This is a genomic window from Enterobacter sp. BNK-29 (assembly GCF_048684785.1).
GTDB classification, from domain to species: Bacteria; Pseudomonadota; Gammaproteobacteria; order Enterobacterales; family Enterobacteriaceae; genus Enterobacter; species Enterobacter cloacae_M.
This window is the reverse complement of sequence record NZ_JBLQTU010000001.1, coordinates 734,378-759,861: the sequence shown is the minus strand read 5'-3', so window position 1 is coordinate 759,861 and position 25,484 is coordinate 734,378. Positions and strand designations below refer to the sequence as shown.

The 25,484-nt window shown below is 57.2% G+C and carries 24 protein-coding genes; 20 read left to right on the top strand and 4 right to left on the bottom strand.

Annotated features, from left to right (window positions below):
- Positions 1–37 precede the first annotated feature (37 nt).
- Complete coding sequence (mlaA, locus tag ACMGGX_RS03525; protein ID WP_023312585.1) at positions 38–790, top strand: phospholipid-binding lipoprotein MlaA; 753 nt, start codon at positions 38–40, stop codon at positions 788–790.
- Positions 791–834: 44 nt separating this feature from the next.
- Here the strand turns inward: mlaA and fadL are convergent, their stop codons facing one another.
- A complete protein-coding gene (fadL, locus tag ACMGGX_RS03520; protein ID WP_032659239.1) occupies positions 835–2,157 on the bottom strand; it encodes a long-chain fatty acid transporter FadL in 1,323 nt (440 codons plus the stop codon).
- A 372-nt stretch (positions 2,158–2,529) separates the two neighbouring features.
- On the opposite strand from fadL, the gene ACMGGX_RS03515 reads away from it, so the two are divergent.
- The 4 genes from ACMGGX_RS03515 to sixA all read left to right on the top strand — a co-directional run bounded on the left by ACMGGX_RS03515 (position 2,530) and on the right by sixA (position 7,244).
- Entirely contained in the window at positions 2,530–2,814 is a 285-nt protein-coding gene (locus ACMGGX_RS03515) for a YfcZ/YiiS family protein (RefSeq protein WP_024907659.1), read from the top strand.
- 277 nt (positions 2,815–3,091) lie between these two features.
- Positions 3,092–4,402 (top strand): acetyl-CoA C-acyltransferase FadI, encoded by a 1,311-nt coding sequence (gene fadI / locus ACMGGX_RS03510; protein WP_420298044.1) that lies wholly within the window; start codon positions 3,092–3,094, stop codon positions 4,400–4,402.
- On the top strand, positions 4,402–6,549 hold the full coding sequence (gene fadJ / locus ACMGGX_RS03505) for a fatty acid oxidation complex subunit alpha FadJ (protein WP_420298043.1): 2,148 nt from the start codon (positions 4,402–4,404) through the stop codon (positions 6,547–6,549). Before fadI ends, fadJ begins: the two co-directional genes overlap by 1 nt.
- 209 nt (positions 6,550–6,758) lie before the next feature.
- Positions 6,759–7,244: a phosphohistidine phosphatase SixA gene (gene sixA, locus ACMGGX_RS03500; protein ID WP_033146106.1), complete on the top strand. Its 486-nt coding sequence runs from the start codon at positions 6,759–6,761 to the stop codon at positions 7,242–7,244.
- Between the two features lie 45 nt (positions 7,245–7,289).
- Here the strand turns inward: sixA and smrB are convergent, their stop codons facing one another.
- Positions 7,290–7,841, bottom strand: a complete 552-nt coding sequence (gene smrB, locus ACMGGX_RS03495) for an endonuclease SmrB (RefSeq protein WP_033146105.1) — start codon at positions 7,839–7,841, stop codon at positions 7,290–7,292.
- A 145-nt stretch (positions 7,842–7,986) separates the two neighbouring features.
- On the opposite strand from smrB, the gene prmB reads away from it, so the two are divergent.
- Genes prmB through ACMGGX_RS03465 form a run of 6 tightly spaced genes read left to right on the top strand, consistent with a single transcriptional unit; the run spans position 7,987 to position 12,538 of the window.
- Positions 7,987–8,919: a 50S ribosomal protein L3 N(5)-glutamine methyltransferase gene (gene prmB, locus ACMGGX_RS03490; RefSeq protein ID WP_008502612.1), complete on the top strand. Its 933-nt coding sequence runs from the start codon at positions 7,987–7,989 to the stop codon at positions 8,917–8,919.
- A 60-nt stretch (positions 8,920–8,979) separates the two neighbouring features.
- On the top strand, positions 8,980–10,065 hold the full coding sequence (aroC, locus tag ACMGGX_RS03485; protein WP_029742149.1) for a chorismate synthase: 1,086 nt from the start codon (positions 8,980–8,982) through the stop codon (positions 10,063–10,065).
- A gap of 2 nt (positions 10,066–10,067) precedes the next feature.
- On the top strand, positions 10,068–10,892 hold the full coding sequence (gene mepA, locus ACMGGX_RS03480; protein WP_181593573.1) for a penicillin-insensitive murein endopeptidase: 825 nt from the start codon (positions 10,068–10,070) through the stop codon (positions 10,890–10,892).
- A complete protein-coding gene (locus tag ACMGGX_RS03475) occupies positions 10,892–11,701 on the top strand; it encodes a sulfite exporter TauE/SafE family protein (RefSeq protein ID WP_045354340.1) in 810 nt (269 codons plus the stop codon). Before mepA ends, ACMGGX_RS03475 begins: the two co-directional genes overlap by 1 nt.
- Complete coding sequence (locus ACMGGX_RS03470) at positions 11,701–12,246, top strand: elongation factor P hydroxylase (RefSeq protein WP_033146101.1); 546 nt, start codon at positions 11,701–11,703, stop codon at positions 12,244–12,246. The genes ACMGGX_RS03475 and ACMGGX_RS03470 overlap by 1 nt, the downstream gene beginning before the upstream one ends.
- A gap of 13 nt (positions 12,247–12,259) precedes the next feature.
- On the top strand, positions 12,260–12,538 hold the full coding sequence (locus ACMGGX_RS03465) for a YfcL family protein (protein WP_023312573.1): 279 nt from the start codon (positions 12,260–12,262) through the stop codon (positions 12,536–12,538).
- A 58-nt stretch (positions 12,539–12,596) separates the two neighbouring features.
- Here the strand turns inward: ACMGGX_RS03465 and mnmC are convergent, their stop codons facing one another.
- Complete coding sequence (gene mnmC, locus ACMGGX_RS03460) at positions 12,597–14,594, bottom strand: bifunctional tRNA (5-methylaminomethyl-2-thiouridine)(34)-methyltransferase MnmD/FAD-dependent 5-carboxymethylaminomethyl-2-thiouridine(34) oxidoreductase MnmC (protein ID WP_420298042.1); 1,998 nt, start codon at positions 14,592–14,594, stop codon at positions 12,597–12,599.
- 158 nt (positions 14,595–14,752) lie between these two features.
- On the opposite strand from mnmC, the gene fabB reads away from it, so the two are divergent.
- A complete protein-coding gene (gene fabB, locus ACMGGX_RS03455; RefSeq protein WP_023336433.1) occupies positions 14,753–15,970 on the top strand; it encodes a beta-ketoacyl-ACP synthase I in 1,218 nt (405 codons plus the stop codon).
- A gap of 208 nt (positions 15,971–16,178) precedes the next feature.
- Positions 16,179–17,357, top strand: a complete 1,179-nt coding sequence (locus ACMGGX_RS03450) for an MFS transporter (RefSeq protein ID WP_420298041.1) — start codon at positions 16,179–16,181, stop codon at positions 17,355–17,357.
- A gap of 84 nt (positions 17,358–17,441) precedes the next feature.
- On the opposite strand, the gene flk is transcribed toward ACMGGX_RS03450, so the two are convergent.
- Complete coding sequence (gene flk, locus ACMGGX_RS03445; protein WP_420298040.1) at positions 17,442–18,446, bottom strand: flagella biosynthesis regulator Flk; 1,005 nt, start codon at positions 18,444–18,446, stop codon at positions 17,442–17,444.
- A gap of 113 nt (positions 18,447–18,559) precedes the next feature.
- Here flk and pdxB point away from each other — a divergent pair, with 113 nt between their 5' ends.
- The 7 genes from pdxB (at position 18,560) to dedD (ending at position 25,352) form a co-directional block, all read left to right on the top strand.
- Positions 18,560–19,696, top strand: a complete 1,137-nt coding sequence (gene pdxB / locus ACMGGX_RS03440) for a 4-phosphoerythronate dehydrogenase PdxB (protein WP_420298039.1) — start codon at positions 18,560–18,562, stop codon at positions 19,694–19,696.
- 67 nt (positions 19,697–19,763) lie between these two features.
- Entirely contained in the window at positions 19,764–20,777 is a 1,014-nt protein-coding gene (locus tag ACMGGX_RS03435; protein ID WP_420298038.1) for an aspartate-semialdehyde dehydrogenase, read from the top strand.
- Positions 20,777–21,589, top strand: a complete 813-nt coding sequence (gene truA / locus ACMGGX_RS03430; RefSeq protein ID WP_023312566.1) for a tRNA pseudouridine(38-40) synthase TruA — start codon at positions 20,777–20,779, stop codon at positions 21,587–21,589. Before ACMGGX_RS03435 ends, truA begins: the two co-directional genes overlap by 1 nt.
- Positions 21,590–21,617: 28 nt before the next feature.
- Positions 21,618–22,277, top strand: a complete 660-nt coding sequence (locus ACMGGX_RS03425; protein ID WP_039263236.1) for a DedA family protein — start codon at positions 21,618–21,620, stop codon at positions 22,275–22,277.
- 154 nt (positions 22,278–22,431) lie between these two features.
- Positions 22,432–23,337 (top strand): acetyl-CoA carboxylase, carboxyltransferase subunit beta, encoded by a 906-nt coding sequence (accD, locus tag ACMGGX_RS03420; protein WP_003861408.1) that lies wholly within the window; start codon positions 22,432–22,434, stop codon positions 23,335–23,337.
- Between the two features lie 70 nt (positions 23,338–23,407).
- The gene (gene folC / locus ACMGGX_RS03415; protein ID WP_420298037.1) at positions 23,408–24,676 is read left to right on the top strand and encodes a bifunctional tetrahydrofolate synthase/dihydrofolate synthase; all 1,269 of its coding nucleotides are present in this window, start codon (positions 23,408–23,410) and stop codon (positions 24,674–24,676) included.
- The gene (dedD, locus tag ACMGGX_RS03410) at positions 24,666–25,352 is read left to right on the top strand and encodes a cell division protein DedD (RefSeq protein ID WP_039263233.1); all 687 of its coding nucleotides are present in this window, start codon (positions 24,666–24,668) and stop codon (positions 25,350–25,352) included. The genes folC and dedD overlap by 11 nt, the downstream gene beginning before the upstream one ends.
- The last annotated feature ends 132 nt before the right edge of the window (positions 25,353–25,484 follow it).

Genomic DNA, 25,484 nt, shown 5'->3' with positions numbered 1-25,484 from the left:
GCAATCAACGATAGCCATACTGAACAGGGAGATATTTATGAAACTTCGGCTGTCGGCGCTTGCGCTTGGCGCGACGATGCTTGTGGGCTGCGCCAGCTCCGGTGAGCAAACGGGACGCTCCGATCCTCTCGAAGGATTTAACCGCTCAATGTATAGCTTCAACTACAACGTACTGGACCCGTATGTGGTTCGTCCGGTGGCAGTAGCATGGCGCGATTATGTTCCACAACCTGCGCGTAACGGGTTAAGTAACTTTACCAGCAACCTCGAAGAGCCTGCGGTAATGGTGAACTACTTCCTGCAGGGTGACCCGTATCAGGGGATGGTCCACTTTACCCGCTTCTTCCTGAACTCCATTCTGGGGATGGGGGGCTTTATTGATGTTGCAGGTATGGCTAACCAGAAACTGCAGCGTGAACAGCCGCACCGTTTCGGCAGCACGATGGGACACTATGGCGTAGGGTATGGTCCGTACGTGCATTTACCGTTCTACGGTAGTTTCACCCTCCGTGATGATGGCGGCGATATGGTGGATACGCTGTATCCGGTCCTGTCGTGGCTGACCTGGCCGCTGTCGGTGGGTAAATGGACGGTGGAAGGGATTGAAACCCGCGCGCAACTGCTCGACTCTGATGGTCTGCTGCGCCAGTCTTCTGACCCATACATTATGGTGCGTGAAGCGTACTTCCAGAATCATGACTTTATTGCCAACGGCGGCAAGCTGAAGCCGGAAGAGAATCCAAACGCGAAGGCGATCGAAAACGAACTAAAAGATATCGATTCGGAGTAAATAAAAAAGGTGAGCAATGCTCACCTTTTTTGATTCCAGCGCGATTAGAACGCGTAGTTGAAGTTCATGCCGTACAGCCAGGCTTTACCTTCGGAAGAGAACTCATACGGACCTTCCTTGAAGTTAACTTTTTGACCGTGCATATAAGATATGCCCGCATCAATAGAAGCATCCTTGTTGAATGCGTAGGTCGCACCAGCGCTCAGCCAGAAGCGGTCCTGATCCGGAATCGAGATAGAGCGTTTGTCTGCTGGTACCGGACTATCATCGAAGGCAATACCGGTACGGAATGTCCAGTTGTCATCCATATAGTAGGTTGTCCCCAGCGCGATGCGGTAAGCATCACGGAAGCTCTCATCTTTATAGAAGAGCGTGTCGCCGTTGCTATTGGTCGCCTTCAGCTCCTGGAACTGGCTCCAGCTGGTGTAGGTCAGGCTATAGTGAACTGCCCACTGTGGCGCCACTTTGTTGTAACCTGACAATTCCCACATTTCTGGTAAGTGCAGGCTCAGAGAGCCGCCAGTGGTTTGGCCATTGGTTCCCATTGGAAGACCGAAGTTGCCGAGGATCTGGTTATAAGCAGAAGGGAGGCTGCTTTTATAATCTCCATCAAAATCGATTTTTACTTCTGAACGGTAGGTAAAGCCGTAACGGTTGTTTTTATCGAGTTCATAAAGGATACCGGCGTTCCAGCCAAAGCCCCACTCATCGCCCTTCAGATAAGCGATCTGAGTATCTGCTGGGATACCAGCCACACGCTGTGCCAGGGCTGGTGGAAGTGCGCCTGAGCCAGCGACGACTTTGCCCAGGTCGCCCGCGTAACGTTCGATCTTCGCTTTAGCATACACAGCGTCAAAGCCAACGCCGAAACTCCAGTGATTATCCAGACGGTAAGCACCGCTCAGGTTCAGGTTCAGGGTTTCCAGGTCGGTTTTACCGCCAAACGCCCCAGCTGCATAGTCGTTATTGAACTCGGTTGCTAAACCGTAGTTAGAGGTCACGGATGCGCCCCAGCCGAACTGGTCGTTAATCGGCGCCACGAAGTGCATGTTTGGAACCCATGCCGTTGGGGCAATGTTATCCGATTTCAGATCGGCACCTGTCGGAGAACGGCCCGAGATATCAACACCTGGATCGACAAAAATTGCACCGGCAGAGAAAGTCGGACGATCGAACATCATGATCAACGCGGGGTTACGACTCGCGTTACCCGCATCATCAGCAATAGCGCCTTCCCCGGAATACGCACGGCCAAGGCCAGAGGAAGAAAATTCGTTTAACTGAAAGCCCGCTGACCAGGCGGAAGTGGAGACGAGTGCCACTGCGACTGCCAGCGCAGTCTTGTTGAACAGGGTTTTCTGGCTCATGACCATAACCTCATTGAGTTATTTTTATTCAATAATTGTTACATACCGTAACAGGAGCGCGAAGTGTAGGGTCTGAGGTATGACAGACAAATCAGACCAGTGGCCAGAGTATAGGTCTGACCAGCCGGAATGTTGCAAGGTTGTTTATTAATATTTTCAAACATGTTTCGTGAAACGAGATCTGGTTGGCAAAATTGTGACCATCACGACTCACCCAAAAGGGTGGTTTTTGTTTTAGATCATTTTTTAGTGTGATATTGGTCACTTATCCGCTTTTGCGCCATTAACGGCTGGAGAGCGCCCGCGCCGGGGCGTAAAATAGCAGCATCGTGTTTATCTCGCGCGCAGCGCGAATACAGAGGAAATTGAGCTATGAGTAAATGCAGTGCTGATGAAACCCCGGTTTGCTGCTGTATGGATGTTGGGACCATCATGGACAACACCGATTGCACCGCCTCTTACAGCCGTGTATTCACCAACCGTGCCGAAGCGGAAGAGACCCTGACCGCGCTGAGCAAGCGTGCGCGTGACGTTGAATCCGATCCGTGTGAAATCAAGTCTACCTTTACCGAAGTGGAAGGCGGCGTGAAGCTGGACATCGACTTTGTCTTCGCCTGTGAAGCAGAAACGCTGATTTTCCAGCTGGGCCTGCGTTAATTTCTGCGGCCTGAAGCCCTCACCCCGACCATCTCTCACGGGAGAGGGTGCAAACATTAAAAACGGTAACCTACGGGTTACCGTTTTGCTTTTACCTTGCGCACCCGGCAACAAACCGCACAAATGCCTCTGCCATGCAGGGGCATTTTCTTTTTCTTCTCTGTGTTTTAGCTCGCACTTTTTCGTTTCCCCGATTGGCTGAATGTAAAAAAATGGTTAAGACTATTATCAGGTCAGACCACTTTATGTTTGCGAAAATTTTTTACAGGGGAGTGTTATGAGTCAGGCATTACCGCTTATTACCCGTCAGGGCGATCGCATTGCCATAGTCAGTGGATTGCGCACGCCATTTGCGCGTCAGGCAACGGCGTTTCATGGCATACCGGCCGTCGACCTGGGGAAAATGGTAGTGGGGGAGATGCTGGCTCGCAGCGAAATTCCGCCTGAGGTCATCGAACAGCTGGTATTCGGTCAGGTCGTGCAGATGCCTGAAGCCCCCAATATTGCGCGTGAAATCGTCCTCGGTACCGGGATGAACGTGCATACCGATGCCTACAGCGTCAGCCGCGCCTGCGCAACCAGCTTCCAGGCCGTGGCTAACGTTGCTGAAAGCCTGATGGCGGGCACGATTCGCGCCGGGATTGCGGGTGGGGCGGACTCCTCTTCGGTGCTGCCAATCGGGGTCAGTAAAAAGCTGGCGCGCATCCTGGTGGATGCCAATAAGGCCCGCACGACGGGTCAGAAACTCAAACTCTTCTCGCGTTTACGCCTGCGCGACCTTATGCCTGTACCACCTGCCGTAGCGGAATACTCCACCGGCCTGCGGATGGGCGATACCGCCGAGCAGATGGCAAAAACGTACGGCATTACGCGTGAACAGCAGGATGCCCTGGCGCATCGCTCGCATCAGCTTGCGGCAAAAGCCTGGTCGGAAGGCAAGCTGACCGACGAGGTCATGACCGCCTATATTCCCCCCTACCGTGCACCGCTTGTGGAAGATAACAATATTCGCGGCACCTCAACGCTGGCGGATTACGCCAAACTGCGCCCGGCGTTTGACCGCAAACACGGCACGGTGACGGCGGCGAACAGCACGCCGCTGACGGATGGCGCCGCCGCCGTGATCCTGATGACCGAATCCCGCGCGAAGGAGCTGGGCATCACTCCTCTGGGCTATCTACGCAGCTATGCCTTCACCGCCATTGATGTCTGGCAGGACATGCTGTTAGGTCCGGCGTGGTCCACGCCGCTGGCGCTGGAGCGCGCGGGGCTGACGCTGGCTGATTTAACCCTGATTGATATGCACGAAGCGTTTGCCGCGCAAACCCTGGCAAACGTACAGCTGCTGGCAAGCGAGCGTTTCGCGCGCGATGTGCTGGGCCGCGCCCATGCCACGGGCGAAGTGGATCAGAGTAAATTCAACGTGCTGGGCGGCTCTATCGCCTACGGTCATCCGTTTGCCGCCACAGGGGCGAGGATGATCACGCAAACATTACATGAACTCCGTCGCCGCGGCGGCGGGTTTGGCCTCGTTACCGCCTGTGCGGCGGGTGGCCTTGGCGCAGCAATGGTTCTGGAGGCTGAATAATGGATATGCCATCTGCATTTAATCTGAGGGTTCGCCTCGATAACGTGGCCGTTATCACTATTGATGTGCCTGATGAAAAGATGAATACCCTGAAGGCCGAATTTGGTGTTCAGGTGCGCGCGATGCTAAAGCAGATCCGCGACAACAAAGCGATTCGTGGTCTGGTGTTTATCTCTGCCAAGCCGGATAACTTTATCGCCGGCGCGGATATCAACATGATCGCCCGGGCGCAAAGCGCTCTGGAAGCCGAAGAGCTGGCGCGTCAGGGCCAGCAGGTGATGGCGGAGATCAACGGCCTGCCGATCCCGGTTATTGCCGCGATCCACGGCGCCTGTCTGGGCGGTGGGCTTGAGCTGGCGCTGGCCTGTCACAGCCGGATTTGCACCGACGATGCGAAAACGATTCTGGGTCTGCCGGAAGTGCAGCTGGGCCTGCTGCCTGGCTCCGGCGGAACGCAACGGCTGCCGCGCCTGGTGGGCGTTAGCACGGCACTGGAGATGATCTTAACCGGTAAACAGCTGCGTGCCCGTCAGGCGCTGAAAGCCGGTCTGGTCGATGACGTCGTGCCGCAGTCCATTTTGCTGGAGGCCGCCGTTGAGCTTGCGCTGAAAGGGCGTCAGGCAAAACGTCCTCTGCCGGTACGCGAGCGCGTGCTGGCTGGCCCGCTGGGAAGAACGCTCCTGTTCAACATGGTGGGCAAAAAGACCGAACAAAAAACCAAAGGCAATTACCCGGCGGCAAAGCGGATCCTCGAAGTGATCGAAACCGGGCTATCGCAGGGCAGCAGCAGCGGCTATGCCGCGGAGGCCAAAGCCTTTGGCGAACTGGCGATGACGCCGCAGTCACAGGCGCTGCGCAGCATCTTCTTCGCCAGCACGGACGTGAAAAAAGATCCGGGCAGCGAGGCGCAGCCTGCGCCGCTGCGTGCCATTGGCGTACTGGGTGGGGGGCTCATGGGCGGCGGAATCTCTTTTGTTACCGCCAGCAAAGGCAAATTGCCTGTACGAATCAAAGACATTAATCCTAAGGGGATCAACCACGCGCTGCAGTACAGCTGGCAGAACCTTGATCAAAAGGTCAAGCGTCGCCATATCAAGGCTAGCGAGCGTGATAAAACCCTGGCGATGATCTCCGGTACGACGGATTACAGCGGTTTTGCTCACCGCGATCTGGTGATTGAAGCCGTGTTTGAAGATCTGGCGCTTAAGCAGCAGATGGTGGCAGACGTTGAGCAACATTGCGCCCCGCATACCATTTTTGCCTCCAATACGTCGTCATTGCCGATTGGCGATATCGCGGCGAAAGCCGCGCGTCCTGAGCAGGTGATTGGGCTGCACTTCTTTAGCCCGGTCGAAAAAATGCCGCTGGTGGAAGTTATTCCACACGCGACTACTAGTCCGCAAACTATTGCCACCGTGGTGAAGCTGGCGAAAAAACAGGGCAAAACCCCGATTGTGGTAGCGGACAAAGCTGGCTTCTACGTCAACCGCATTCTGGCTCCCTACATTAATGAAGCAATGCGGTTGCTGACGGAAGGGGAGAAGATTGAGCACGTCGACGAGGCGCTGGTAAAGTTTGGTTTCCCCGTTGGCCCAATCCAACTTTTGGATGAGGTGGGAATAGACACCGGCACTAAAATTATACCAGTGCTTGAAGCCGCATATGGCGATCGTTTTAGCCCACCTGCAAACATTGTTTCTGCGATTTTGAAGGACGATCGCAAAGGCAGAAAAAATGAACGCGGTTTCTATCTTTACGGCGCGAAAGGGCGTAAAAGCAGGAAACAGGTCGACCCTTCGGTATATGGACTCATTTCGACCACAGGTCAGGGAAAACTGTCCGCCGTTCAGTGCGCTGAGCGCTGCGTGATGATGATGCTTAATGAAGCGGCGCGCTGCTTTGATGAGCAGGTGATCAAGAGTGCTCGCGATGGCGACATCGGCGCGGTATTTGGCATTGGTTTCCCGCCGTTCCTTGGCGGCCCGTTCCGTTACATGGATACGCTCGGCGCGGGTGAAGTGGTTGCTATCCTGCAACGTCTGGCTTCGCAATATGGTCCGCGTTTTACACCGTGTGACGAATTATTGCAGATGGCGGAACGCGGCCAGACATTTTGGCCTGCAAGGGAAACTGTCCTCGTAAGCTGAGGTCAAAGAAGGGTAAATCCTGAAGTGAATGGACCTGTTCTGGCGATTTTGTAAACAGAGATTGACTATACTTACGCCATTGAGGTAAAAAACAGCGTTTCATTCACCGAATGGATCAGGCACAATGCCCGGCCATCGGGTTTTCTACCTCTTAGCATTTATCGCGGGTAGTTAACGCCGGTGATTCTGGTTAACAAAAGCGGTGCAATATGCAAGTTTTTATCATGCGTCACGGCGACGCGGCACTCGATGCCGCCAGTGACTCAGTACGTCCTTTGACCGTCTGTGGCTGCGACGAATCTCGTCTGATGGCGAACTGGCTTAACGGTCAAAAAGTGGACATCGAACGCGTTCTGGTGAGTCCGTTCCTGCGTGCAGAACAGACGCTGGATGTGGTAGGGGAGTGTATGAACCTGCCGACCAGTGTGGATGTTCTCCCTGAACTCACCCCGTGTGGCGATGTAGGCCTTGTCAGCGCTTATCTTCAGGCGCTGTGCAATGAAGGTGTCGCCTCCGCGCTGGTCATTTCCCACCTGCCACTGGTTGGCTATCTGGTATCTGAGCTGTGCCCGGGCGAAACCCCGCCGATGTTCACGACATCCGCCATTGCCAATGTTTCTCTCGACGAAACGGGCAAAGGTGTCTTCAACTGGCAAATGAGTCCGTGCAACCTGAAGATGGCAAAAGCGATCTGACGTGACGTGCGATATGGCGGGTGCAATGTGCTTCCCGCCATTCTGTCAGGGCAACTCTGGCGGCTGCCACTCTTCCACTTCAATCAACACCAGCAATGCGGCATCTCCGCCGTACTCTTTCGGTGCCTGATGAAAAGCCATTACGTGTGGGTGCTGAGCCAGCCACAGCGGCGTCTGTTGCTTGAGGATATGTTTACCGTGGCCATGCATCACGCAGGCGCAAAAAACATGTTCACGGCGACAGGCGGCGATCAACGCCCCCAGCTCCTGTTTCGCCTGCATCTGCGTTAAACCGTGCAGATCGAGAAACAGCTCCGGCGAATAATCTCCGCGGCGTAATTTTTTCAGCTCAAAATGACTGACGTCTTCGCGTACGTACTTCACAGCCCCTTGCGTGTTGAGCAGCGGCTGAAATTCATCTGAAAAATAGTGGCTGTTATCCGCCTGCTCCTGCAGCAGGCGTTTGACCGGTACTTCGCTGATTTTTTTACGCAGCGGGCGATGGACGATGGTGTCCTGCGTGATTTTACGCGTCCCGGTCATCAGCTGACGGAAGAGCGCCTGATCCTCCTCGCTGAGCGATGTTTTCTTTTTCATTCGTCATTCTCATCTCGTATTTCCGACAGTGTACCCGACTAAACGCATTTTTTAACCTCAAGCGCGACGCGTCATTGCTGATTTATCGCCGTCTTCATGGCAAACTAGCCGCCGAAAATTATGCGAGCATGCCCTGGAGGAAAGAGTGGATAAAATATTTGTCGATGAAGCAGTAAACGAGCTGCATACCATACAGGACATGTTGCGCTGGTCGGTTAGCCGCTTCAGCGCCGCCAATATCTGGTACGGTCACGGTACCGATAACCCGTGGGATGAAGCCGTGCAGCTGGTGCTGCCGTCTCTCTACCTGCCGCTGGATATTCCGGAAGACATGCGCACCGCGCGCCTGACCTCCAGCGAAAAACACCGCATCGTTGAGCGCGTGATCCGCCGCGTGAACGAGCGCATTCCGGTCGCCTACCTGACCAACAAAGCCTGGTTCTGCGGCCACGAGTTCTATGTCGATGAACGCGTGCTGGTGCCGCGCTCGCCGATTGGCGAGCTGATCAACAACCACTTTGAAGGTCTGATCGGCCATCAGCCGCAGCACATTCTGGATATGTGTACCGGCAGCGGCTGCATCGCGATTGCCTGCGCTTACGCCTTCCCGGAAGCGGAAGTGGACGCCGTCGATATCTCCACCGACGCGCTGGCCGTGACCGAGCACAACATCGAAGAGCATGGGCTCATCCATCACGTTACGCCAATTCGCTCCGACCTGTTCCGCGATCTGCCGACGCTGCAGTACGATCTGATCGTCACCAACCCGCCGTACGTTGATGCGGAAGACATGTCCGATCTGCCGAACGAATACCGTCACGAGCCGGAGCTGGGTCTGGCGTCAGGCTCTGACGGCCTGAAGCTGACCCGCCGCATTCTGGCCTGCGCGCCGGATTATCTGACCGACGACGGCGTTCTGATTTGTGAAGTGGGCAACAGCATGGTACATCTGATAGAGCAGTACCCGGATGTGCCGTTCACCTGGCTTGAGTTCGACAACGGCGGTGACGGCGTCTTTATGCTGACCAAAGCGCAGCTGCTCGACGCGCGCGAACACTTCAGCATCTATAAAGATTAATCCAGCGGGCTTCGGCCCGTTTCACAACGCTCAAACACAAACAACAACATCGGAGCCGTGATGGCAGGAAACAGTATTGGACAGTTATTCCGCGTGACCACCTTTGGCGAGTCACACGGGCTGGCGCTGGGCTGTATCGTTGATGGCGTACCGCCAGGCATCGAACTGACCGAAGCCGATTTACAGCACGACCTCGACCGTCGTCGCCCGGGCACCTCTCGCTACACCACGCAGCGTCGCGAGCCGGACCAGGTCAAAATTCTCTCCGGCGTCTTTGAAGGCCGCACCACCGGGACCAGCATCGGTTTGCTGATCGAAAACACCGATCAGCGCTCCCAGGACTACGGCGCCATCAAAGACGTCTTCCGTCCGGGCCACGCCGACTACACCTACGAACAAAAGTACGGCTTCCGCGACTATCGCGGCGGCGGACGTTCTTCCGCGCGTGAAACCGCGATGCGCGTGGCGGCAGGGGCGATTGCTAAGAAATACCTGCAGCAGAAATTTGGCATCGTTATCCGCGGCTGTCTGACCCAGATGGGCGACATTCCGCTGGCGATCAAGGATTGGGATCAGGTTGAACAAAACCCGTTCTTCTGCGCCGATGCCGACAAGCTTGAGGCGCTGGATGAACTGATGCGTGGCCTGAAAAAAGAGGGCGACTCCATTGGCGCGAAAGTGACCGTGGTGGCAGACGGCGTCCCGGCTGGCTGGGGCGAGCCGGTATTTGACCGTCTCGACGCCGACATTGCCCACGCGCTGATGAGCATCAACGCGGTGAAGGGCGTAGAGATTGGCGACGGCTTTGACGTGGTTCAGCTTCGCGGCAGTCAGAACCGCGACGAAATCACGAAGGCAGGCTTCCAGAGCAACCATGCGGGCGGCATCCTGGGCGGTATCAGCAGCGGGCAGCAGATTGTTGCCAACATCGCGCTGAAGCCAACTTCCAGCATTACCGTGCCGGGCCACACGATTAACCGCGATGGCGAAGAAGTTGAGATGATCACCAAAGGACGTCACGATCCGTGCGTGGGGATCCGCGCGGTGCCGATCGCAGAAGCGATGCTTGCGATCGTGCTGATGGATCACTTCCTGCGCCAGCGCGCGCAGAATGCGGATGTGACGACCACCATTCCACGCTGGTAAACATGAAAAAAACCGCAATTGCTCTGCTGGCGCTGCTTGCCAGTGGAGCCAGTCTGGCCGCGACGCCATGGCAAAAAATCACCCACCCGGTGGCGGGGAGCGCGCAGTCCATTGGCGCCTTTTCCAACGGCTGTATCGTCGGTGCCCAGGAGCTTCCTCTCCAGTCTGATAACTATCAGGTGATGCGCACCGATCAGCGACGTTATTTCGGCCACCCGGATCTGGTGCTGTTCATCCAGCGTCTGGGCAATCAGGTGCATAACCTGGGGCTGGGCACGATGCTGATTGGCGATATGGGAATGCCTGCCGGCGGGCGTTTTAACGGTGGGCACGCCAGCCACCAGACCGGACTGGATGTTGATATCTTTCTGCAGCTGCCGAAAGCCCGCTGGACCTCCGCCCAACTGCTGAAACCGCAGGCGCTGGATCTGGTGGCGAGCGACGGTAAGCGCGTTGTGCCATCACTCTGGACGCGGGACGTATCCAGCATGATCAAGCTGGCGGCAGAAGATAATGACGTCACGCGGATTTTCGTTAACCCGGCCATCAAGCAGCAGCTTTGCCTGGATGCCGGAACCGATCGCGACTGGCTGCGCAAAGTGCGCCCGTGGTTCCAGCATCGTGCGCACATGCACGTTCGTCTGCGCTGCCCGGCGAATAGCCTGGAATGTGAAGATCAGCCGCTACCTCCGCCAGGCGATGGCTGCGGTGCGGAACTGCAAAGCTGGTTTGAGCCGGCAAAACCTGGAACCTCTAAGCCTGAGAAGAAGACACCGCCTCCGTTGCCGCCTTCCTGCCAGGCGCTACTGGATGAGCATGTACTTTAATGGATAATTTCGTCGATCTGTTTATGGTGTCACCGCTGCTGCTGGTGGTGCTGTTCTTTGTGGCCATGCTGGCCGGTTTTATCGACGCGCTCGCGGGCGGCGGCGGGTTGTTAACCGTGCCCGCGCTGCTGGCGGCGGGCATGAGCCCGGCGCAGGCGCTTGCCACCAATAAGCTTCAGGCCTGCGGTGGCTCGCTCTCGGCGTCGCTCTATTTTATCCGCCGTAAGGTGGTGAGCCTGGCCGATCAGAAGCTCAATATCCTGATGACCTTTATCGGCTCCACGTCGGGCGCGCTGCTGGTTCAGCACGTGCAGTCCGATATTTTGCGCCAGATCCTGCCGATTCTGGTCATCTGCATCGGGCTTTACTTCCTGCTGATGCCAAAGCTCGGTGAAGAAGACCGCCAGCGTCGCCTGTACGGCCTGCCGTTTGCCCTGGTTGCCGGGGGCAGCGTGGGTTTTTACGACGGTTTCTTCGGGCCGGGTGCGGGTTCATTTTATGCGCTGGCGTTCGTGACGCTGGCCGGGTTTAACCTCGCCAAATCCACCGCCCATGCCAAAGTGCTCAACGCGACCTCAAACGTCGGCGGCCTGCTGCTGTTTATCATTGGCGGCAAGGTTATCTGGGCAACCGGATTTGTGATGATGGCAGGGCAGTTCCTGGGCGCGCGCGCGGGCTCGCGTCTGGTGTTAAGCAAAGGACAAAAACTTATTCGCCCGATGATCGTCATCGTCTCGGCCGTAATGAGCGCCAAACTTCTTTATGACAGCCATGGACAGGAGATCCTCACCTGGTTGGGGATGCACTAATGAACAGTACGCATAAATACGAACAGCTGATTGAGATTTTCGACGGCTGTTTTGCTGACGATTTTAATACCCGTCTGATTAAAGGCGACGACGAACCGATCTATCTTCCTGCTGATGCAGAGGTTCCGTATAACCGCATCGTCTTTGCCCACGGCTTTTATGCCAGCGGCTTGCACGAGATTTCGCACTGGTGCATTGCGGGTAAAGCGCGGCGCGAGCTGGTGGACTTCGGTTACTGGTACTGCCCGGACGGACGTGATGCCGCCACTCAGGGCCAGTTTGAAGATGTGGAAGTGAAGCCGCAGGCGCTGGAATGGCTATTCTGCGTTGCGGCGGGTTTCCCGTTCAACGTCAGCTGTGACAACCTCGAAGGCGACTTCGAGCCAGACCGTATCGTCTTCCAGCGCCGCGTTCACGCGCAGGTGATGGAATATCTTGAGAAAGGCATCCCCGAACGTCCGGCACGCCTGATCGAGGCCTTACAGAATTATTACCACACGCCGGTTATCACGGCGGAATGCTTCCCTTGGCCGGAAGATCTTTAACAGAGGAAAGAAGATGATCGCAGAATTTGAATCACGCATTCTGGCGTTAATTGATGACATGGTGGAACACGCCAGTGATGATGAGCTGTTCGCCAGCGGTTATCTGCGTGGTCACCTGACGCTCGCGGTAGCCGAGCTGGAAGCGGGGGACGATCACTCTGCCGACGCCGTTCACGCCGAAGTGGCCCGCAGTCTGGAGAAAGCCATTCAGGCCGGAGAGCTCTCGCCGCGCGATCAGTCTCTGGTGTTAGGCATGTGGGACACTTTGTTCCAGCAGGCGAAAGCGAAGTAAGTGTTTCACCTCCCTCTCCCTGTGGGAGAGGGACGGGATGAGGGCACCAGACCGCACCCTACTTAACCTTCTTCCCCTTCAGCAGTTTCCGTACCCATAATCGATTCGGATTCAGCCCCGCAAGCGTAACCCTGTCCAGCGGAATCGGCTCGCCGCTCATTTGCGCAGCTAAAACTTCTGCCAGCAGCGGCGCAGAACACAGCCCACGAGAACCCAGCCCGCCCAGCATAAACAGCTCCGGATACACCGGCGAGGCCGCCGCCGTTTCCTTGCGTTCAGCAAGATCCTGATAGGCCTCAAGCGTCGCATCATAGTCCGGCACATTTCCCGCCATCGGCAGATGATCGCGGGTGGCGCAGCGCACGCCGCAGCGCGCGTCACCCTCGCTGACGTCAACCTCTTTCGCCCACGCCGCATCCGGGAAGCAGTCAATCAGGCGCTGGCGGTTCTGGGCTTGATCCGCTTCGCTGTAGCGCATATCCGTTTCGCCACGATGATAGCTGGCACCGATGCAGTGATGGCCGTTAGACGGATTTTGCGGCGTCAGATAGCCGTCATAGCACAGCACCTGACGCAGTTTGCTCAGTTCAGGCGCGGAAGGAATATGGCTTACCTGGCCGCCGACCGGATAAACCGGCAATGACTCTGTCTGGATAAACTGGCTGATGTTATGCCCGTTTGCCAGCACAACGCTGGCATGACTCGCCTCTTTGCCATCGGCAAAACGCAGATTCCAGCGTTCTGTCCGGCTCAACGATTCAACCTTGTGAGCATAATGCGCCGTCAGCCCGCGCGACTGCGCCAGGACAATGGCCGCCGCGGTCAGTTCAGCCGGGCACAGCCAGCCGCCGAGTGGATACTGAATGCCCCCACACCCGGTTTCCACGCCAGCGGTCTCTGCCACCTCTTGCGCACTTACCGCACGGGCAATCTCGTCAGGCAGACCCAGCGACAGCATCTGCGTGATTTTTTGCTGGCTCTTTTCATCCCAGCCGAGCTGCGTCACGCCGCACCAGTCATGGTCAAACGCCACCGGCAGGGCATCGTACAGGCGACGAGCGAAGGTAAATGCCGCCGGGAAAAACCGGAACAGGGCCGGGTCGTGCGCGCTTAAAAGCGGATAGAGCGCCCCCTGGCGGTTGCCGGACGCACCGCTTGCTGGCGTGTCGTCAGCACAGTAGAGCGTGACCTGCCAGCCGCGGTGGAGAAGCGCGAGAGACAGCAGGGCGCTGGCGATCCCCCCGCCGACTATCGCCACCTCACGGGATGCGCTGGCGCCGCGTGCAAACCAGGGGGCCCGTGCGGGGATATCCAGCGTCTGCTCCATTCTGCCGACCAGCATATCGCGCTTGCGGCCAAAACCTTTGGTTTTCTGCATGGTAAAGCCCGCCTCCTGCAGTCCGCGGCGGACAAAGCCTGCCGAGGTGAAGGTGGCAAGCGTTGCGCCCGGGCGCGCCAGCCGCGCCATCGCGCTAAACAGATGCTGGCTCCACATGTCCGGGTTTTTGGCGGGGGCAAAGCCGTCAAGGAACCAGGCGTCCACCGTCTGATTCATCGAATCATCGAGCGTATCGGTCAGGTCATTGATGTCGCCAAGCCATAAATCCAGCGTCACGCGTCCGCCGTCCAGAATCAGACGGTGGCAGCCGCCGATGTGGGGTGGCCACTGCCCCTGAAGCTGCTCCGCCCAGGCACCAAGCTCTGGCCAGCGCTGATGAGCGAGCCGCAGATCGTGCGCGGTGAGCGGGAATTTTTCAAAACTGATGAAATGTAATCTTTGTAGCGTAGCCTCAGGATGGGCAGCGTGAAACTGGTCAAACGCCTGCCAGAGGGTCAGAAAATTGAGCCCGGTGCCGAATCCGCTTTCCGCGACCACAAACAGGCTCCGGGGATGCTCCGGGAATCGGGTGCTGAGCTGGTTTCCATCGAGGAAAACATAGCGAGTTTCTTCGAGTCCGTTATCATTAGAAAAATAGACGTCATCAAAATCTCGGGAAACAGGTGTACCCTCAGCGTTGAATTCGAGGTTGGCGGGTTGTATAGCGTTTTGTTTCACGTAAGTTACTCGTCTGACAGGCAGTGGCACGATCTTAACGATGTGAGTCCATTGGTGCAAATTTCCGCAGAAAATGTCTGATCGGACTTGTTCGGCGTACAAGTGTACGCTATTGTGCGACTCGAAACTTACTATAGTGCGACTTACAGAGGTATTGAATGAAACGTGCAGTGATTACTGGCCTGGGCATTGTTTCCAGCATCGGTAATAACCAGCAGGAAGTCCTGGCATCTCTGCGTGAAGGACGCTCCGGGATCACTTTCTCTGAAGAGTTTAAAGATTCAGGTATGCGTAGCCACGTATGGGGTAACGTCAAACTGGACACCACCGGTTTGATTGACCGCAAAGTGGTTCGTTTCATGAACGATGCCTCTATTTATGCTTATCTCTCCATGCAGGAAGCGATCAAAGATTCCGGCCTGAGCGAAGAGGTTTATCAGAACAACCCGCGCGTGGGTCTGATCGCCGGTTCCGGCGGCTCATCAAAAGCGCAGGTATTCGGCGCTGACGCAATGCGTAGCCCGCGTGGTCTGAAAGCAGTAGGTCCGTACGTGGTAACAAAAGCCATGGGTTCTGCGGTTTCCGCGTGCCTGGCGACCCCATTCAAAATCCACGGTGTGAACTACTCCATCAGCTCCGCGTGTGCGACTTCCGCACACTGCATCGGTAATGCTGTTGAGCAGATCCAGCTGGGTAAACAGGACATCGTATTTGCTGGCGGCGGCGAAGAGTTGGGCTGGGAAATGGCCTGTGAATTCGACGCGATGGGCGCACTGTCCACCAAGTACAATGAAACTCCGGATAAAGCCTCCCGTACCTATGATGCGCACCGTGACGGTTTCGTTATCGCGGGCGGCGGCGGTATGGTTGTGGTTGAAGAGCTGGAGCATGCTCTGGCACGTGGCGCGCACATCTACGCTGAAATCGTGGGCTACGGTGCAACGTCTGACGGCGCCGACATGGTTGCGCCATCCGGCGAAGGCGCGGTGCGCTGCATGAAGATGGCGATGCACGGCGTTGACACCCCAATCGACTACCTGAACTCCCACGGTACCTCTACTCCGGTAGGCGACGTGAAAGAGCTGGGTGCGATCCGTGAAGTCTTCGGCGACAACAGCCCGGCGATCTCCGCGACCAAAGCCATGACCGGCCACTCGCTGGGTGCGGCTGGCGTGCAGGAAGCGATCTACTCTCTGCTGATGCTGGAAAACGGCTTTATCGCGCCAAGCATCAACATTGATGAGATGGACGAGCAGGCTGCTGGCCTGAACATCGTGACCAAACCAACGGAAGCGACGCTGACCACCGTCATGTCAAACAGCTTCGGCTTCGGTGGCACCAACGCCACGCTGGTCATGCGTAAGCTGAAAGCATAAGTTTTACGTTTGATTCCGGAAGGGAGCCATAAGGCTCCCTTTTTTTATGCATTGACAAGCGGCTGATCTCACAGGCAAACTTCACCCCTCAACATTATCCTCACGATAATGCGTAAGCGTTTAACGTCAACCAACGCACCTTAATCCTGATAATCAGGTAGAGGGGGCGTGGCATTTCCCCGCCTTACTCTTCATTTCGGAGTAAAGCATGACTGCAGTAACTCAAACAGAAACAACCCCTTCAGCGAACGTCTCGCTGTTCCGTATCGCTTTTGCGGTATTTCTGACCTATATGACCGTTGGCCTGCCGCTGCCGGTGATCCCGCTGTTCGTTCATCAGGAGCTGGGCTATGGCAACACCATGGTCGGCATTGCCGTTGGCATTCAGTTTTTAGCCACGGTATTGACCCGCGGCTACGCCGGACGGCTGGCGGATCAGCACGGTGCAAAACGCTCGGCGTTACAGGGAATGTTTGCCTGTGGGCTGGCGGGCGGCGCATGGCTGCTGGCTGCTCTCCTGCCGGTAGACGCCGCGTATAAGTTTGCGCTGCTGGTGCTGGGCCGTTTAATCCTTGGATTCGGTGAAAGCCAGCTGCTGACTGGCACCCTGACCTGGGGAATGGGGCTGGTGGGTCCCGCACGCTCCGGCAAGGTGATGTCCTGGAATGGTATGGCCATCTATGGCGCGCTGGCCGCAGGCGCACCGCTTGGGCTGCTGATCAATAGCCAGTTTGGTTTTGCGGCGCTGGCTGCCACCACGATGGCTTTACCCCTGCTGGCGTGGGCGTTTAACGGTTCGGTGCGTAAGGTGCCCGCGCACAAAGGCGAGCGTCCTTCCCTGTGGAGCGTGGTTGGCCAAATCTGGCAGCCGGGTCTTGGCCTGGCGCTGCAGGGCGTGGGTTTTGCGGTGATTGGTACCTTCGTCTCGCTCTATTTCATGAGCCGCGGCTGGGCGATGGCCGGTTTTACGCTTACCGCGTTTGGCGGCGCGTTTGTGCTGATGCGTGTCTTCTTCGGCTGGATGCCGGATCGCTTTGGCGGCGTGAAGGTGGCGGTGGCGTCGCTGGTGATAGAGACCGTGGGTCTGCTGCTGCTGTGGAATGCACCCGTGGCATCCGCTGCGCTGCTCGGCGCGGCGCTAACCGGCTGCGGCTGTTCACTGATCTTCCCGGCGCTGGGCGTTGAAGTGGTGAAGCGCGTGGCCCCGCAGGTGCGCGGTACGGCGCTGGGCGGCTATGCGGCATTTCAGGATATCTCATACGGGGTAACCGGACCGCTGGCCGGGGTGTTAGCCACCTCGTTTGGTTATCCGTCCGTCTTTCTGGCCGGTGCGGTTTCCGCAGTGGTGGGGATCGTGGTGACGCTGGTGGCGTTTCGCAGATCGTAGTTTTTGCCCGGTGGCGCTTCGCTTACCGGGCCTACAACCGCACTAGCCGTAGGCCGGGTAAGGCGAAGCCGCCACCCGGCAGTGTTAAGCAACCAGCCAGAAAATCGCCAGCGCAATCAGTAGCGCAATAAACATCAATCCCGGACGCGCAGAGAGCGTTCTGAACGTCTCGACAACTGGCGCAAACAGCGGGCTGTAGATCGGCTGAATGTTTCTCACCTCCGGCACGCCGCCCTCGCGCTCGGCGCGGCGAACGAAGATTTGATTGAGCAGATCCTGCACCTGCGCGGTGGTCAGTACCGTTTGCGGCGTGACCTGCCAGTTTTGCTGGGCGTAATCCCGGATGACTTCAAACTCGTGCGGCTCAAGCGGCTGCTTCAATGCCGCCTGGACGGTATGCAGGGTAGGGGCATTCTGTGTGCTGAGCGTCTGGCGCGCCTGGAGCCAGGTCACCAGATGCGTAAACTGTTTGGCCGGGATCAGCTCACCCGCCTTCACGCCGGACAGCTCCAGCATGGATTGCCAGATAAGCTTCGTCGGTTCGCCGGTGGCCGCAGCCAGCTTTGTCACCATCTGCTTGAGCGTGTTGTGCTCGGCTGGCAGCAGCGGACGCTCGGTTGCCGGGCGCACCTGAGGCTGCGGAATAGACAGCTCGTTGTTCTGCAGCAGGGTCAGCACGGTTTTGAGCTGGTCGGGCGTCAGCTGGCCCAGCGCGGTCTGACCATACTGCTGGCGAATAAAATCGCTCACCGCCTGGCGGTTATTACCCTGTCCCAGCAGCTCCGTCAGCTGAGCAACAATCTGGCGCGTGGTGTGGTTCTGCTGCGCGGTATTAATACGCTGATTCAGGTTTTGCTCGGCCGCAGGAAAATGGCGCGACTGCAGCGGTGCGTCGTTCCTCACGCCTAAATCATGCTTTACCCCGGCCCAGACTTCCGCGTTTTGCTGTGAAGTCAACGCAATCAGGCGCGTGATCAGTCGCTCCAGCACGGTGCGCTGTTGCGTGGATAGCGGTTGTTCACCGGCAACGTTTGGCGTGACGGGGCCTTCACCCGGAGGGCGTGGCGGCGTACCTGAAATGGGCTGCATCGTCAAAAATCCTTAAAGTCAAAACTCAGCGTAAACCAGGCATACATATATGCCTGGCGGCGAGATTATGGCACACTTGGCAGGTTTTCTTCCTCTCAAACAGGTACTCAGACGTGAAAATCCTCGTTGATGAAAATATGCCTTACGCCCGTGAGCTGTTTAGCCGCCTGGGTAACGTTAAGGCTGTCCCTGGTCGCCCGATCCCGGTCAACGAACTGGATGACGCAGACGCGCTGATGGTGCGCTCGGTGACTAAAGTAAATGAGGCGTTGCTCGCCGGTAAAGCGATTAAGTTTGTCGGAACCGCAACGGCAGGGACCGATCATGTGGATGATAAATGGCTGAAGCAGGCCGGAATCGGTTTTTCCGCCGCCCCGGGCTGTAACGCCATCGCCGTTGTGGAATACGTTTTCTCCTCCCTGCTGATGCTGGCCGAGCGCGACGGGTTTGCGCTGAAGGACCGCACCGTGGGGATTGTCGGCGTGGGTAACGTCGGCGGGCGCCTGCAAAAGCGCCTGGAAGCGTTAGGGATCCGCACGCTGCTGTGCGATCCGCCGCGTAAAGACAACGGCGATGACGGGGATTTCCGCTCGTTGGATGAGCTGGTTGAACAGTGTGACGTGCTGACTTTCCACACGCCGCTGTTTAAAGAGGGGCCGTATAAGTCGCTGCATCTTGCTGACGAGGCGCTGATCCGTCGTCTGAAGGCCGGCACTATTCTGATAAATGCCTGCCGTGGTCCGGTCGTCGATAACGCCGCGCTGCTGACATACCTGAACGAAGGACAAGACCTCAGCGTGGTGCTGGACGTCTGGGAGCCGGAGCCGGATCTCAACGTTGAGCTGCTTAGCAAGGTAGACGTGGGCACGGCGCATATCGCTGGTTATACCCTGGAAGGCAAAGCACGCGGTACCACGCAGGTCTTCGAAGCCTACAGCGCTTTTATCGGCCATCCGCAGCAGGTGGCGCTGGATACCTTACTCCCCGCGCCTGAATTTGGCCGCATTACCCTGCACGGCCCGCTCGATCAGGCAACGCTGAAAAGGCTGGTGCATTTGGTGTATGATGTGCGCCGCGATGATGCGCTGCTGCGTAAAGTGGCGGGGATCCCGGGTGAGTTTGATAAGCTGCGCAAGAACTACGTTGAGCGCCGCGAGTGGTCTTCCCTGTATGTAATGTGCGACGACGCGTCGGCGGCGACGCTGCTGCATAAGCTGGGATTTAACGCCGTTCATCACCCGGCGCATTAATGTCTTCTTAATGCTCCCTGTCGGATACTCCGACAGGGACGCTTTTTTATTTCTGGAGTAAACCACCATGTCTGAAGGCTGGAATATTGCCATTTTAGGTGCCACGGGTGCCGTGGGCGAAGCCCTGCTCGAAACCCTTGCTGAGCGTCAGTTCCCGGTGGGCGATATCTATGCGCTGGCCCGTACCGACAGCGCAGGTGAGCATCTGCGTTTTAGCAGTAAATCCGTCATGGTTCAGGACGCGGCAGCGTTCGACTGGACGCAGGCGCAGCTGGCGTTTTTCGCCGCGGGCGCTGAAGCGACTGCAGCGTACGTTGAAGAGGCAACTAACGCAGGCTGCCTGGTGATCGACCTGAGCGGCCTGTTCTCAATGGAGCCGGATGTGCCGCTGGTGGTGCCGGACGTGAACCCGTTTGTGCTGGCTGACTACCGCAACCGTAACGTTATTGCGGTTCCGAACAGTCTGACCAGCCAGCTGCTGACCGCGCTGAAACCGCTGATCGACGACGGCGGCCTGTCGCGCATTACCGTCACCAGCCTGCTGTCCGCGTCCGCGAACGGCAAAAAGGCCGTTGACGCGCTGGCCGGGCAGAGCGCGAAGCTGCTGAACGGTATCCCGATTGACGAAGATGATTTCTTTGGCCGCCAGCTGGCGTTTAACATGCTGCCGCTGCTGCCGGACCGCGAGGGCTCCGTGCGCGAAGAGCGTCGTATCGTCGATGAAGTGCGCAAAATTCTGCAGGACGATGGCCTGATGATCTCCGCGAACGTCGTGCAGTCCCCGGTCTTCTACGGCCACGCGCAGATGGTCGGTTTTGAAGCGCTGCGTCCGCTGGCGGCAGAAGAGGCGCGCGACGCGTTTGGCCGCGGTGAAGACATCGTGCTCTCTGAAGAGAGCGAGTTCCCGACCCAGGTTGGCGATGCCACCGGCAGCGCGCATCTTTCCGTTGGCTGCGTGCGTAACGATTACGGCATGCCGGAGCAGGTTCAGTTCTGGTCCGTTGCCGATAACGTTCGCTTCGGCGGCGCGCTGATGGCGGTCAAAATCGCTGAAAAACTGGTGCAGGAGTACCTGTACTGATGTCAGACGTGGAACAAAAGCCGGTCCATAGAATTGCCCTCGGAATTGAGTACGATGGCAGTAAATATTATGGCTGGCAGCGTCAGAACGAGGTGCGCAGCGTCCAGGAGAAGCTGGAGAAAGCGCTCTCTCAGGTGGCAAACGAGCCGATCAACGTCCTGTGCGCAGGACGTACGGACGCGGGTGTTCACGGCACGGGGCAGGTGGTTCACTTTGAAACCACCGCCGTGCGTAAGGATGCCGCCTGGACGCTGGGTGTAAATGCGAATTTGCCTGGTGACATTGCTGTGCGTTGGGTAAAAGCTGTGCCGGATGATTTTCATGCGCGCTTCAGCGCCACGGCGCGTCGCTACCGTTATGTCATCTACAACCAGCGCCTGCGTCCGGCGGTGTTAAGCCAGGGCGTAACGCATTTTTATGAACCGCTTGATGCGGAACGTATGCATCGCGCGGCGCAGTGTCTGATTGGTGAAAATGACTTTACGTCGTTTCGTGCGGTGCAGTGTCAGTCCCGCACGCCGTGGCGCAACGTCATGCACATAAACGTCAGCCGTTTTGGCGCGTATGTGGTGGTAGATATCAAAGCCAATGCCTTTGTACATCATATGGTTAGGAATATTGTGGGCAGCCTGATGGAAGTGGGTGCCGGACACCAGCCGGAGAGCTGGATTGCAGACCTGCTGGCAGCGAAGGACAGAACGCTTGCGGCAGCCACGGCGAAAGCGGAAGGATTGTATCTGGTCTCAGTAGACTATCCGGATCGATTTGACCTGCCGAAACCGCCAATGGGCCCGCTATTTTTAGCGGACTAAACAAAGGTGCAATTAGGGCTTAGACAATATGGACGTAATACGTTTTCTGATTGATTTCATCCTGCATATTGATGTTCACCTGGCGGAGCTGGTCGCGCAGTATGGCGTCTGGGTCTACGCTATTCTGTTCCTCATTCTGTTTTGTGAAACCGGACTGGTCGTTACCCCATTCCTGCCAGGGGATTCACTGCTGTTCGTTGCCGGTGCGCTCTCGGCGTTGCCCACTAACGATCTGAACGTGCATCTTATGGTTGTGCTGATGGTGATTGCCGCCATTGTCGGTGATGCGGTCAACTATACGATTGGACGGGTGTTCGGTGAGCGGCTGTTCAGCAATCCTGATTCGAAAATTTTCCGTCGCAGCTATTTAGACAAAACCCATGCGTTTTATGAACGCCATGGCGGAAAAACCATTATCCTTGCGCGTTTTGTGCCTATTGTGCGCACATTTGCACCGTTTGTGGCGGGAATGGGGCATATGTCCTATCGTCATTTTGCGGCATACAACGTGGTTGGCGCGCTGCTGTGGGTACTGCTGTTTACCTACGCAGGTTATCTGTTTGGCGATCTTCCGGTGGTTCAGGAAAATCTTAAGTTACTGATTGTAGCGATTATTGTGCTTTCCGTACTGCCGGGCGTTATCGAAATCATTCGTCACAAACGTGCGGCGGCAAAACAAGCGAAGTAAATGCACGCTGGCGGTTCGACCACTTTTTTATCCAAAGTTTCGGGCTGTTATGTTTTAATGTGCAACATTCATGGTCTGTTGGAGGCAAAAATGGCATTATTCGCCTCTTATAGCAAAACTGGCATACGACCAGGTTCAGGCAGAAAGGTTATCAATGAGCTGGATTGAACGAATTAAAAGCAACATTACCCCAACGCGCAAAGCGAGCATTCCTGAAGGGGTATGGACGAAGTGTGATAGCTGCGGTCAGGTTCTGTATCGCGCAGAGCTGGAGCGCAACCTTGAGGTGTGTCCAAAGTGTGACCACCATATGCGTATGTCGGCGCGCAACCGCCTGCATAGCCTGCTGGACGAAGGCTCTCTGGTAGAGCTGGGTAGCGAACTTGAGCCAAAAGACGTGCTGAAGTTCCGCGATTCCAAAAAATACAAAGATCGTCTGGCCTCTGCACAGAAAGAGACCGGCGAGAAAGACGCGCTGATCGTCATGAAAGGCACCCTGCATGAGATGCCGGTTGTCGCCGCTGCCTTTGAGTTCTCCTTTATGGGCGGCTCAATGGGCTCCGTGGTCGGTGCGCGCTTCGTGCGTGCCGTTGAGCAGGCGCTGGAAGACAACTGTCCGCTGATCTGCTTCTCTGCCTCCGGCGGCGCGCGTATGCAGGAAGCGCTGATGTCGCTGATGCAGATGGCGAAAACCTCTGCTGCTCTGGCGAAAATGCAGGAGCGCGGTCTTCCGTACATCTCCGTGCTGACCGACCCAACCATGGGCGGCGTCTCCGCGAGCTTCGCGATGCTGGGCGACCTGAACATCGCTGAGCCTAAAGCGCTGATCGGCTTTGCGGGCCCTCGCGTTATCGAGCAAACCGTTCGTGAAAAACTGCCGCCGGGCTTCCAGCGCAGTGAGTTCCTTATTGAGAAAGGCGCTATCGATATGATCGTCCGCCGTCCGGAAATGCGCCTGAAGCTGGCGAGCATCCTGGCGAAGCTGATGAATCTGCCAGCGCCGAACCCGGATGAGCCGCGCGAAGGCGTGGTGGTACCGGATCAGGAACCCGAGGCCTGATAACTGAAAAGGGCAGGGCCGGTTGGCGCTGCCCTTTTGCTTTCTAATCTGTTAATGACAACCGGGCATTATGGAAAATAAAAGCATTCCCCAAGCCACGTCGCCCCTGGCCGCGTGGCTTTCTTATCTGGAAAACCTGCACAGTAAAACCATCGATATGGGGCTTGAGCGCGTAAGCCAGGTCGCCGCGCGTCTTGATGTGCTCAAACCGGCACCTTTCGTGTTCACCGTCGCGGGTACCAACGGTAAAGGCACGACCTGCCGCACGCTGGAATCTGTCCTGATGGCCGCAGGTTACAAAGTTGGCGTGTACAGCTCTCCACACCTGGTCCGCTACACCGAGCGCGTTCGCGTGCAGAACAGCGAGCTGCCGGAATCGGCGCATACGGCGTCGTTCGCAGAAATTGAAGCCGCACGCGGTGAGATCTCATTAACCTATTTTGAATACGGCACCCTGTCGGCGCTGTGGCTGTTCAAACAGGCGCAGCTGGATGTTGTGATCCTTGAGGTCGGCCTCGGCGGACGTCTTGATGCGACCAATATCGTGGATGCGGACGTGGCGGTGGTCACCAGCATCGCGCTGGACCATATCGACTGGCTGGGACCGGATCGTGAAAGCATTGGCCGCGAGAAGGCCGGTATTTTCCGCGCAAATAAGCCCGCCGTGGTCGGCGAGCCAGATATGCCGCACACCATTGCTGACGTGGCAAACGAGAAGGGCGCGCGTCTGCTGCGCCGCGGCGTTGACTGGCAGTATGAGGTTCAGGAAAACGTCTGGCGCTTTAGCGATGCGCAGGGCGTGCTGGACAACCTGCCGCTGCCGCAGGTGCCGCAGCCGAACGCGGCAACCGCGCTGGCGGCACTGCGCGCCAGCGGCCTCGTGGTCAGCGAGCAGGCGATCCGCGACGGCATTCAGAGCGCAATTCTGCCCGGGCGTTTCCAGATTGTCAGCGAGTCACCGCGCCTGATTCTGGACGTGGCGCATAACCCGCATGCGGCGGCGTATCTCGCGGGACGTCTCAAATCGTTACCAAAAACCGGGCGCGTGCTGGCGGTTATCGGTATGCTTCATGATAAAGATATCGGCGGGACGCTGGCCTGCATGGAGAGTGTGGTCGATAGCTGGTATTGTGCTCCTCTGGAGGGGCCGCGCGGCGCGACGGCTGAGCAGCTGATGGAACATCTCGGCAAAGGCGCAATCTATAGTAGCGTGGCTCAGGCCTGGCATGCCGCGATGGCGGATGCTAAACCAGAAGATACCGTGCTGGTGTGTGGTTCATTCCACACGGTGGCACATGTCATGGAAGTGATGGACGCGGGGAGAACCGGTGGCGAGTAAGTTTCAGAACCGTTTAACAGGAACCATTGTGCTGGTCGCGCTCGGGGTGATTATTCTCCCGGGTCTGCTCGACGGGCAGAAAAAGCATTATCAGGATGAGTTTGCCGCTATTCCGCTGGTCCCTAAACCGGGTGACCGCGATGAGCCGGATATGCTGCCCGCGGCGACGCAGGCGCTGCCTGCTCAGCCTCCGGAAGGGGCGGCGGAAGAGGTGCGTGCAGGCGATGCCGCCGCACCTTCGCTCGATCCGTCACGCCTGGCGGCAGCGAGCAGCAGCGATATCGATCCGGTGCCGGTAGAGCAGCCTAAACCTGTTGAAAAACCGAAGCCGGTTGAGAAGCCGCAGCCGAAACCGCAGCGGGATAAAGCCGCAGAGCAGCTGGCTGCAGCGTCAGAAACCCCGCCGCCGGCAAAACAAGACGCGGCACCGACCGGAAAAGCGTACGTTGTGCAGCTCGGCGCGCTGAAAAACGCCGATAAGGTCAACGAGGTCGTTAGCAAACTGCGCAGTGCGGGATATCGTGTTTACACTTCACCTTCCACGCCGGTGCAGGGTAAAATTACCCGTATCCTCGTGGGGCCAGAAGCGTCCAAAGATAAGCTTAAAGGTTCGCTCGGTGAGCTGAAGCAGATCTCCGGCCTGAGCGGTGTGGTGATGGGCTACAGCGCGAACTGATAAGATCTACCCCCTCACCCTAACCCTCTCCCCAGAGGGGCGAGGGGATGGTTTGCTCCCTCTCCCTTGAGGGAGAGGGCTGGGGTGAGGGGGAATGGCAGACGTCCAAAGAGACGTAATGAGCCAACGGCG